General features: G+C 70.5%; 10 protein-coding genes. 6 read left to right on the forward strand and 4 right to left on the reverse strand.

Annotated features, from left to right (window positions below; translation table 11 throughout):
* Nucleotide 1: 1 nt before the first annotated feature.
* Nucleotides 2-913, forward strand: coding sequence for a helix-turn-helix transcriptional regulator (locus AB0B01_RS15080; RefSeq protein ID WP_361717863.1), 912 nt, complete (start codon nt 2-4; stop codon nt 911-913).
* A gap of 66 nt (nt 914-979) precedes the next feature.
* Here AB0B01_RS15080 and AB0B01_RS15085 read toward each other — a convergent pair whose 3' ends face one another.
* Nucleotides 980-1,942, reverse strand: a complete 963-nt coding sequence (locus AB0B01_RS15085; RefSeq protein WP_361717866.1) for a zinc-binding dehydrogenase — start codon at nt 1,940-1,942, stop codon at nt 980-982.
* Nucleotides 1,943-2,518: 576 nt separating this feature from the next.
* Nucleotides 2,519-3,709 carry an NADP-dependent malic enzyme gene (locus AB0B01_RS15090; protein ID WP_361717906.1) on the reverse strand — a complete coding sequence of 397 codons (1,191 nt, stop codon included), beginning with the start codon at nt 3,707-3,709 and terminating at the stop codon, nt 2,519-2,521.
* Nucleotides 3,710-4,245: 536 nt separating this feature from the next.
* On the opposite strand from AB0B01_RS15090, the gene AB0B01_RS15095 reads away from it, so the two are divergent.
* Genes AB0B01_RS15095 through AB0B01_RS15105 form a run of 3 tightly spaced genes read left to right on the forward strand, consistent with a single transcriptional unit; the run spans nt 4,246 to nt 6,962 of the window.
* On the forward strand, nt 4,246-5,208 hold the full coding sequence (locus AB0B01_RS15095) for an ABC transporter substrate-binding protein (protein ID WP_361717869.1): 963 nt from the start codon (nt 4,246-4,248) through the stop codon (nt 5,206-5,208).
* A gap of 39 nt (nt 5,209-5,247) precedes the next feature.
* Nucleotides 5,248-6,198, forward strand: coding sequence for an amino acid ABC transporter permease (locus tag AB0B01_RS15100; RefSeq protein ID WP_361717874.1), 951 nt, complete (start codon nt 5,248-5,250; stop codon nt 6,196-6,198).
* The gene (locus AB0B01_RS15105; RefSeq protein ID WP_361717877.1) at nt 6,195-6,962 is read left to right on the forward strand and encodes an amino acid ABC transporter ATP-binding protein; all 768 of its coding nucleotides are present in this window, start codon (nt 6,195-6,197) and stop codon (nt 6,960-6,962) included. Before AB0B01_RS15100 ends, AB0B01_RS15105 begins: the two co-directional genes overlap by 4 nt.
* A gap of 87 nt (nt 6,963-7,049) precedes the next feature.
* Here AB0B01_RS15105 and AB0B01_RS15110 read toward each other — a convergent pair whose 3' ends face one another.
* Nucleotides 7,050-7,805, reverse strand: coding sequence for a class I SAM-dependent methyltransferase (locus tag AB0B01_RS15110; protein WP_361717880.1), 756 nt, complete (start codon nt 7,803-7,805; stop codon nt 7,050-7,052).
* A gap of 81 nt (nt 7,806-7,886) precedes the next feature.
* Between AB0B01_RS15110 and AB0B01_RS15115 the strand changes: the two genes are divergently transcribed.
* Complete coding sequence (locus AB0B01_RS15115) at nt 7,887-8,516, forward strand: CGNR zinc finger domain-containing protein (protein ID WP_361717883.1); 630 nt, start codon at nt 7,887-7,889, stop codon at nt 8,514-8,516.
* Here AB0B01_RS15115 and sodX read toward each other — a convergent pair.
* Nucleotides 8,420-8,839 (reverse strand): nickel-type superoxide dismutase maturation protease, encoded by a 420-nt coding sequence (gene sodX / locus AB0B01_RS15120; protein ID WP_361717885.1) that lies wholly within the window; start codon nt 8,837-8,839, stop codon nt 8,420-8,422. The genes AB0B01_RS15115 and sodX overlap by 97 nt on opposite strands.
* Before the next feature lie 180 nt (nt 8,840-9,019).
* Between sodX and sodN the strand changes: the two genes are divergently transcribed.
* Complete coding sequence (gene sodN / locus AB0B01_RS15125) at nt 9,020-9,415, forward strand: superoxide dismutase, Ni (protein ID WP_048475438.1); 396 nt, start codon at nt 9,020-9,022, stop codon at nt 9,413-9,415.
* Nucleotides 9,416-9,532 lie beyond the last annotated feature (117 nt).

Raw genomic sequence — 9,532 nt, forward strand, 5'->3', positions numbered from 1 at the left:
CATGCCGCCCGTCTTCGCCCACGGACGCCTGCGCCTCTACCTGCTCAAGCTGCTGGACGAGGCCCCGCGCCACGGGTACGAGGTGATCCGCCTGCTGGAGGAGCGCTTCCAGGGCCTGTACGCGCCCTCGGCGGGCACCGTCTACCCGCGACTGGCCAAGCTGGAGGCCGAGGGGCTGGTCACGCACGCCACCGAAGGCGGCCGCAAGGTGTACTCCATCACCGACGCCGGCCGCGCCGAACTGGCCGACCGGGGCGGGGAACTGGCCGCCCTGGAACTGGAGATCCGCGACTCCGTCTCGGAGCTGGCCGCCGAGATCCGCGACGACGTACGGGGCGCCGCGGGTGCTCTGCGGCGGGAGATCCGGGCCGCCGCCACCGCGACCGCCACCCCGGTCGAGGACGCCTCCTGGGCCGCGGCCAAGGAGGAGCTGCGCCGGGCCAAGCAGGAGTGGAAGGAGCAGGCCCGCCGGGCGAAGGACGAGAGCCGCCGGGCCCGCGAGGAGGCCCAGCAGGCCCGCCGCCAGGCCAAGGAGGCACAGGAACGGGCCCGCGAGGAGGTCATACGGATGGCGGGGCAGCTACAGGAGCAGTTCGCCAAGTCGGGCGGGGTCCTGGGCAACCTGGCCGGCAGCTGGCTGGCCGGCGCCACCCCGCCGGCCCCCGCGGCCGCGCCCGCCGGAGCGGAGGCCGCCCCGAAGGCCGACGCCGAGGCCGGTACGGGCTGGGCCGAGGACCTCACCCCGAGCGGCGACGCCGCCCGCGACCTGGACCGGCTGCTGGACCGCTTCCGCGACGACGTGCGCGATGCGGCCCGCGACCACGGCATCACCGCCGCCCAACTGGCGCAGGTGCGCAGCCACCTGGCGGCGGCGGCAGCCCACCTCGCGGACACCCTGCGCTCCGCCCGCTGAGCCCGCCCCGGGCCGGCCCCGCACGAGGGCCCGCGTACCCGCACGGGTACGCGGGGCCCTCGCGGGTCACGGCTTCAGGACGATCTTGCCGAAGAGGTCCCCGGCTGCCAGCTTCTCGAAGCCCTCCCGCGCCCGGTCGAGCGGGAGCACCTCGTCGATCACCGGCCGGACTCCGGTCGTGGCGCAGAAGGACAGCAGGTCCTCCAGCTCGTCCTTGGACCCCATCGTCGAGCCGACGACCTTCAGCTCCAGGAAGAAGATCCGGGTCAGTTCGGCGTGCGCCGGGCGGTCCCCGCTGGTGGCGCCCGAGATGACCAGGGTGCCGCCCGGCCGCAGGGACTTGACGGAGTGCGACCAGGTGGCCGCGCCGACCGTCTCGATCACCGCGTCCACCCGCTGCGGCAGCCGCGCGCCCGGCTCGTACGCCTCCAGGGCGCCCAGCTCGACGGCCCGCTTGCGCTTGGCCTCGTCCCGGCTCGTGGCGAAGACCCGCAGGCCCGCCGCCTTGCCGAGGGCGATCGCGGCGGTGGCGACGCCGCCGCCCGCGCCCTGGACGAGCACCGAGTCGCCGGGGCGCACGCCCGCGTTCGTGAAGAGCATCCGGTACGCCGTCAGCCAGGCCGTCGGCAGGCAGGCGGCCTCCTCGAAGGACAGCTCGGCGGGCTTGCGCAGGACGTTCCAGGCGGGGACGGTGACCTGCTCGGCGAAGGTCCCCTGGTAGCGCTCGGTCAGGATGGAGCGCGGCTCGTCCGGGCCCACCCCGTGGCCGCTCTGCCCGATCACGGAGTGCAGGACGACCTCGTTGCCGTCCTCGTCGATGCCTGCGGCGTCGCAGCCGAGGATCATGGGCAGTTTGTCCTCGCCGAGGCCCACCCCGCGCAGCGACCACAGGTCGTGGTGGTTGAGCGAGGCGGCCTTGACGTTCACGGTCACCCAGCCGGGGCGGGCCTCGGGGGCCGGGCGCTCGCCCAGCTCAAGGCCGCTCAGCGGCTGGTCACGGTCGATTCGGGCGGCGTAGGCAGCGAACATGCCGCCAGAGGCTACCGCTCGGTAGGGGCGGGGGCCAGGCCCGTCGGCGTGCTGCCGGTGAGGCGTTCGTCGCACGGGTCCGGCGCGGGCCCTGCACCGCGCGTACGCGCAGGGCGGCAGGGACGGGAACCGGACAGGGGTGTTCCGGCGTCCTGAATGGTCCTCCGGGAGTCTGAACGGAACTGTCTGTCGCCCCGCCAACTACCGTCTGTACGTGCAGTCTTGTGTTGTTGCCGGGGGAAAGCGGAATGCGCGGATCGGGCTTCGGAGAGGGGTAATATTCAAGCCGCGCGGCCGGCTGATCATGAGCCTGTCACCGTGGACCGCGCGCTCCTTCCGTGCACCCGGGGCGCCTTGCGGCGCGCCCTGCACGGAAAGTCCGCGGCGCGGCGACCCCTCCCGGTTCGGGGGCCAGGAGGGTGCGTCGGCGGCGTGGCCGCGCCGTCGGACGGAGTCCGACGCAGCGGACCGAAGCCGGAGAGGCCCGCCAGGGCCGAGCCGTGCGAGGGGCGCGAACGAAAAGCAGAGGCCCGGCCGGAGTGATCCGGCCGGGCCTTCTGGTGCGTGTGCTGCGGGTCAGACCAGGCGGGCCACGCCGTCGGCCTTCGCCGCCGCGGCGACCGCGGTGGCGACGGCCTCGGCCACGCGCTCGTCGAAGGGCGACGGGATCACGTAGTCGGCGGCGAGCTCGTCACCGACGACACCGGCGATGGCGTCGGCGGCGGCGATCTTCATGCCTTCGGTGATCCGGCTGGCACGGACCTTGAGGGCGCCCGCGAAGATGCCGGGGAAGGCGAGCACGTTGTTGATCTGGTTCGGGAAGTCCGAGCGGCCCGTGGCCACGACCGCCGCGTACTTGTGCGCGACGTCGGGGTGGACCTCCGGGTTCGGGTTGGCCATGGCGAAGACGAAGGCGTTCTCCGCCATCGAGGCCACCGCCTCCTCCGGCACCGTGCCGCCGGAGACGCCGATGAAGACGTCCGCGCCGGCCAGGGCGCTCTCCAGGGAGCCGGTGAGGCCGGTCTTGTTGGTCAGGCCCGCGATCTCGGCCTTGACGTCCGTCAGGTCCTCGCGGTCGGCCGAGACGACGCCCTTGCGGTCGGTGACGCAGACGTCGCCGATGCCGGCGTCCACGAGGATCTTGGCGATGGCGATGCCCGCCGCGCCGGCGCCCGAGATCACGGCGCGCAGGTCACCGAGCGTGCGCCCGGTCAGCTTCGCGGCGTTGCGCAGGGCGGCCAGCGTCACGATGGCGGTGCCGTGCTGGTCGTCGTGGAAGATCGGGATGTCCAGCTGCTCCTGCAGCCGGCGCTCGATCTCGAAGCAGCGGGGCGCGGAGATGTCCTCCAGGTTCACCCCGCCGAAGGACGGAGCGAGACGGACGACGGTCTCGATGATCTCGTCCGTGTCCTTGGTGGCGAGCGCGATCGGGACCGCGTCCACGCCGCCGAACTGCTTGAAGAGGATGGCCTTGCCCTCCATCACGGGGAGGGAGGCCTCGGGTCCGATGTCACCGAGTCCGAGCACGGCCGTGCCGTCGGTGACGACGGCGACCACGTTGGACTTCCAGGTGTACTCGTTGACCAGCTCGGGCTGCTCCGCAATGGCGCTGCAGACCTTCGCCACGCCGGGCGTGTACGCGAGGGACAGGTCATCCTTGTTCTGGACCGGCACCGTGGCCTGAATGGCCATCTTGCCGCCCCGGTGCAGCGCGAACACCGCGTCCGGGTTGTTGTCCGTCGCGCTGTCGCTGCGAGGATTGACGATCTCCGCTGCCACTTTCTTGGCCCCTTAGGTCTTTGAATCGTTGAGGGTGGCCACTCCTGGTTAAGGGGTGGGCGGGCACCGCGTCCGTACTCCGCATCGACGGTTGGCCCGTCTCCGCGAAGGGGAGGTTCGTACGCGCGGGCGCGCCGCACGCGCGCCCTGAGCCCCGGATGAGGGGTGTAAGGATCCGTTGTACCGGATGAACGCTCACCCAGACGAGTCGATTCCTGCTCGACTGTAAGCCCCTTGTCCCGTTTTCGGCGAAAGGTCCAAACGGCTCTGTCCAACGGGCGAGACGGACCGCAAATAGTCCGTCAAAAGCTCCTGGTCACCGGGGTTCCTGCGGCGTCGCGGCCTGCTGCCCGCAGGGCTGTTGGGTACCCACGCCCACCCGTTATCCGATTTTGACCTGACGAACTGCCTGAATGCGTCAGTCCGAATGGCAAGATGCCGTAATCACACGAGGTCGCGACACTCGAAGGTGCGTGCCCGACCGCTCTCGGATGCTTTCCCCAGCCACCCGGAGGAACCAGCTCATGACCGCTAGCACCACTCGTCGTACGACCGCCGCCCGGTCCCGGATCGCCGCGGTCGGTGCGATCGCGGTCGCCGGCGCCCTGATCCTCACCGGCTGTGGGGACCAGACGGAGAAGGGCTCCTCGTCCACCCCGTCAGGCGGTGGGGCGTCCAAGGACAGCTCCGCCCCGCTCTTCTCGGCCCTGCCGAAGAAGATCCAGGACGCCGGTGTCATCAAGGTCGGTACGGACTCCGCGTACGCCCCGATGGAATTCGTCGAGAACGGCAAGATCGTCGGCGTCGACCCCGACATCGCCGAGGCGCTCGGCAAGCAGCTCGGTGTGAAGTTCCAGTTCACCGCGGGCACCTTCGACGGTCTGATCACCTCGATCTACACCGGCCGCGAAGACGCGATCATGTCGTCGATCACCGACAACAAGCAGCGCCAGGAGGGCCTGGACGACAAGGGCCAGAAGATCGGCAAGGGGATCGACTTCGTCGACTACTTCTCCTCCGGCCTCTCGCTCGTCGTCAAGAAGGGCAACCCCGAGGGCATCAAGACCCTGGACGACCTCTGCGGCAAGACCGTGGCGGTCCAGCGCGGCACGACGTACGAGGACGAGTTCAAGAAGCAGGCCGAGAAGTGCGGTGACAAGAAGCTCACCATCCAGGCCTTCGACACCGACGCCGAGGCGCAGACCCGCGTCAAGGCCGGCGGCGCCGTCGCCGACCTGAACGACTACCCGGTCGCCGCCTACACGGTGAAGACCTCGGGCGGCGGCAACGACTTCGAGATCGCCGGACAGCAGACCGGCGTCGGCCTCTTCGGCATCGGCGTGAGCAAGGACAACACCCAGCTCCGCGACGCTCTCAAGCAGGCGCTCGACGCCATCATCAAGGACGGCTCCTACGCCAAGGTCCTGGAGAAGTGGAACGTCAAGGAAAGTGCCGTGAAGGAAGCCGCGGTCAACGCCGGCCAGTGACCCCCACGCACCATCGAGTTCCACTGAAGGGCAGTCATTGTGACTGACAAGATCGACAAGGGTCCGGCCGCAACCCCGCCGGCCGGACCCGGCGCCTCGGGCACCCCGTACGAGGCCATCAAGGCAATCCCGGTCCGGCACTACGGGCGCTGGGTCAGCGGCGTGATCGTCGTTGCCCTGCTCGGCTGGCTCGTCTTCGCCTTCTCCGAGGGCGACGTGATCTGGGGGACGGTCGGGGACAAGCTGTTCGACCCGGCGATCCTCAGCGGCCTCTGGAACACCGTGGTCATCAGCGTCGCCGCCATGGCGCTGGGCCTTCTGCTCGGCATCGTCTTCGCCGTGATGCGGCTCTCGAAGAACCCGGTGACGAGTGCCGTCTCCTGGCTCTACATCTGGTTCTTCCGCGGTACCCCGGTGTACGTGCAGCTGCTGCTGTGGTTCAACCTGTCGCTGATCTTCCACTACATCAACCTGGGTCCGATCTACAAGAACGAGACCGTCGACGTCATGACCCCGTTCATGGTGGCCCTGCTGGGCCTCGGCCTGAACGAGGGCGCGTACATGGCGGAGATCGTCCGGGCCGGCATCCAGTCCGTCGACGAGGGCCAGACCGAGGCGGCGCACGCCCTCGGCATGCCCCAGACGAAGACCATGGCCCGTGTGGTGCTGCCGCAGGCGATGCGCGTGATCATCCCGCCGACCGGCAACGAGTTCATCAACATGCTGAAGACCTCGTCCCTGGTCTCGGCGGTGCAGTACACCGAACTCCTGCGGGCCTCGTCGAACATCGGCAACACCGCCGGCGCCATCATGGAGATGCTGTTCGTGGCATCCATCTGGTACCTGGCCCTGACCAGTGTGTTCAGCGTCGGCCAGTACTACCTGGAGCGCCGCTTCGCCCGTGGTTCCACGCGGAACCTGCCGCCGACGCCGTTCCAGCGCCTGCGTGCCAACCTGAACATGTTCCGCCGTACGGAGGTCGCGCGATGACCGCCCAGCCGATGGTCAAGGCAGAAGGCGTCCACAAGTCGTACGGCGCCGCCCACATCCTCCGGGGCATCGACCTCGAAGTCGCCCCGCGGGAGGTCTTCTGCCTGGTCGGCCCGTCCGGCTCCGGCAAGTCCACCTTCCTGCGGTGCATCAACCACCTGGAGCGCATCAACTCCGGGCGGCTCTCGGTCGACGGCCAGCTGGTGGGCTACCGCCAGAAGGGCGACAAGCTCTACGAGCTGAAGGACAGCGAGGTCGCGGCCCAGCGCCGTGAGATCGGCATGGTCTTCCAGCGCTTCAACCTGTTCCCGCACATGACGGCCATTGAGAACGTCATGGAGGCCCCCGTCCAGGTCAAGGGCGAGAGCAAGTCGGTGGCGCGGGCACGCGCCGTCAAGCTGCTCGACCGCGTCGGCCTGGGCGACAAGGGCGGGAACTACCCCTCGCAGCTCTCCGGCGGCCAGCAGCAGCGGGTGGCCATCGCCCGTGCGCTCGCCATGGAGCCCAAGCTGATGCTCTTCGACGAGCCCACCTCGGCGCTCGACCCGGAGCTCGTCGGCGACGTCCTCGACGTCATGCGGGACCTGGCCGAGTCGGGCATGACCATGATCGTGGTGACCCACGAGATGGGCTTCGCCCGCGAGGTCGGCGACAACCTCGTCTTCATGGACGGCGGCGTCGTGGTCGAGTCCGGGCACCCGCGCGAGGTCCTCGGCAACCCGCAGCACGACCGGACGAAGGCGTTCCTGTCCAAGGTGCTGTGACGCTGCGCTTGCCCGGCATGAGGAGGGGCGGTACGGGATCCCGTACCGCCCCTCCGGTGTTTCGATTTCTTACTTTCCTACAAGTACCTACTTGAGACCTAGGACCAGGGCGTCGGAGGGGGAGCGCCACACCGTCCGGGCCTCCGCGAAACCCGCCTCGCGCAGGGTGCGGACGTGCCAGGCCGCGTCGGGGGTGTCGCCGTCGGCGTGCTCCCCGTAGATCTCGTAGCGGCGCCTGGTCGGCTCCGCGAGCACCGGATCGGCGGCGGCCAGCGCCCACCAGTCCGCCCAGTCCAGCGCACCCGCGGCGCGGGCCCGGTCCATGGCGGCGTGCCGGTGGGCGCGGTCGGCGGCGTCGATCCGCGGGGTCGCCGGATCGGGCATGTGGTCGGCGTTCATGAACACCCCGCCCTCCCGCACCAGTGGCGCGATCTGCCCGTACAGCACGGCGAGCTCGGGGCTGTGCAGCCAGTGCAGGGCGGTGGCCGTCAGGACCGCGTCATACGAGGGGTGCGGGAGCGCCGAGACCCAGGCGGGGTCCTTGAGGTCGGCGGTGACGAAGGCGACCCGGTCGTCTCCCGCGAAGTGGCCCCGGGCGATGGTCAGCAGCGCCGGGTCCAGATCGACGCCCGTGCTGGTGGCGTTCGGGAACCGCTTGAGGGCGCGGTCCGTGATACTTCCCGTACCGCACGCCAGATCCAGAACCCGGGGGGTGGGCCCGACCAGCGCCTCGACCATGTCCAGCATCACCCGGAACCGCTCCTCGCGGTCGGGCATGTACCACTCCTGCTGCCGGTCCCAGCTGTCCTGCCAGGCCTGCCAGCCGGTCGTGGTCTCTGCCATCGCGAACCCCTCCGCCCGTAATACCCTCGAAAGTGTCTCAGCCGTTACCGAGACCCTAATCCGCAGCCGTAAGGACTACAAGTGGAACTGGCCCATTACTCGGACTATGCCGTGCGCCTGGTCAACACCGAGGAGCCGGCCCGCAACAAGGACGCCCTCACCTCCGTGGACGCCGTCCGCTCGCTCTTCGGCCCCGGGGTCCAGGCCGCCCGCCGGGTCACCGACGCCGACGTCACCCGCTTCCGCAACGTCCGCGGCCGCCTGCGCGCCGTCTTCGAGGCCGCCGACGGCGGCGACCACGTCCTCGCGGTCGACCTGCTGAACTCGCTCCTCATGGAGTTCCCGGTCAGCCCCCAGGTCTCCGGCCACGACCACGTCGGCGAGGACGGCCGCCCCAACTGGCACATCCACCTCGCCGACCACCCCTCGAACGCCTCCGCCGGATACGCGGCCATCGCGTCCTTCGGGCTGGCCTTCCACCTCACCGAGCACGGCCCCGACCGGCTCGGCCTGTGCCAGGCGGCCCCCTGCCGCAACGCCTACCTGGACACCTCCACCAACCGCTCCCGGCGCTACTGCTCCGACCGCTGCGCCACCCGCGCCAACGTCGCCGCCTACCGCGCCCGCAAGCGGCTGGAGGCCGAGGCGTCCGCCCACAGCGGGCGCAGCGCCGAGGCGGCCCAGGACAGCCGCGCCCTCAGCGAGCTCTGACCGGCCGGGCGCGGCCTGAAGCGCAGCACGGCCGTCGCGAGCACCAGCTCGTCGGGCACCGTCCCGTAGTCGGTGCTGTCGCCGGTCTCGTTGTACGGGTTGTCCCCGAGCACCCACCAGCCGCCCGGCCGCCGCTCCACCGCCCGCTTGACCACCAGCAGGTCCTGTTGGAAGGGGTGCCGCAGCACCACCACGTCACCCGGGCGGACCGGCGCCCCGTACCGGACCACCAGCCGGTCCCCGTGCAGCAGCGTCGGCACCATCGACGGCCCCGCCACCTCCAGCACCTCGAACCGCACCCGCGCCCGCCCGTTCTCCGCCATGCGTGACCTCCTCACCCGCACCCGTCTCCGTGCGCATGCTGCCGCACGCTCCCGTACATTCGCTCACCGGTTCCGCCGGGCCCCTGGACTTTTGTCCTAAGCCCCTGGGGGCGCCCGCGAAATCCGGTTCTCCAGCGAGTAATCTCCCCCTTGAGAAGACGATCACGAGGAGGACACTCCATGCTTTCCCGCCTCTTCGCCCCCAAGGCGAAGGTCTCCGCCCACTGCGATCTTCCGTGCGGCGTGTACGACCCTGCCCAGGCCCGCATCGAGGCCGAGTCCGTCAAGGCCGTCCAGGAGAAGTACCAGGCCAACGAGGACGCCGACTTCCGCGCGCGCGCCATCACCATCAAGGAGCAGCGCGCCGAGCTGGCCAAGCACCACGTCTCGGTGCTCTGGAGCGACTACTTCAAGCCGCCGCACTTCGAGAAGTACCCGCAGCTGCACACCCTGGTCAACGACACCCTGAAGGCCCTCTCGGCCGCCAAGGCGTCCAACGACCCGGCGACCGGCCAGAAGGCCCTCGACCTCATCGCCGAGATCGACCGCATCTTCTGGGAGACCAAGGCCGCCTGATCCGGGCCGACTCCCCACGACGAAGGGGCCCGACCGCCGCGGCGGGCGGGGCGCCGGCGGCGGGGCCGGCCGCCCCGGGAACCGCGGGGCGGGCGCCGCCGCCCCGCGGCCCCCGCG

Source organism: Streptomyces sp. NPDC044571, from assembly GCF_040647115.1.
In the GTDB taxonomy this organism is placed as follows: Bacteria; Actinomycetota; Actinomycetes; order Streptomycetales; family Streptomycetaceae; genus Streptomyces.

What these genes read in the sequence shown, in the direction of transcription:
- AB0B01_RS15080 (WP_361717863.1), top strand. Translation starts at nt 2, where the DNA reads ATGCCGCCCGTCTTCGCCCACGGACGCCTGCGCCTCTACCTGCTCAAG.
- AB0B01_RS15085 (WP_361717866.1), bottom strand. Translation starts at nt 1,942, where the DNA reads ATGTTCGCTGCCTACGCCGCCCGAATCGACCGTGACCAGCCGCTGAGC.
- AB0B01_RS15095 (WP_361717869.1), top strand. Translation starts at nt 4,246, where the DNA reads ATGACCGCTAGCACCACTCGTCGTACGACCGCCGCCCGGTCCCGGATC.
- AB0B01_RS15105 (WP_361717877.1), top strand. Translation starts at nt 6,195, where the DNA reads ATGACCGCCCAGCCGATGGTCAAGGCAGAAGGCGTCCACAAGTCGTAC.
- AB0B01_RS15110 (WP_361717880.1), bottom strand. Translation starts at nt 7,805, where the DNA reads ATGGCAGAGACCACGACCGGCTGGCAGGCCTGGCAGGACAGCTGGGAC.
- sodX (WP_361717885.1), bottom strand. Translation starts at nt 8,839, where the DNA reads ATGGCGGAGAACGGGCGGGCGCGGGTGCGGTTCGAGGTGCTGGAGGTG.
- sodN (WP_048475438.1), top strand. Translation starts at nt 9,020, where the DNA reads ATGCTTTCCCGCCTCTTCGCCCCCAAGGCGAAGGTCTCCGCCCACTGC.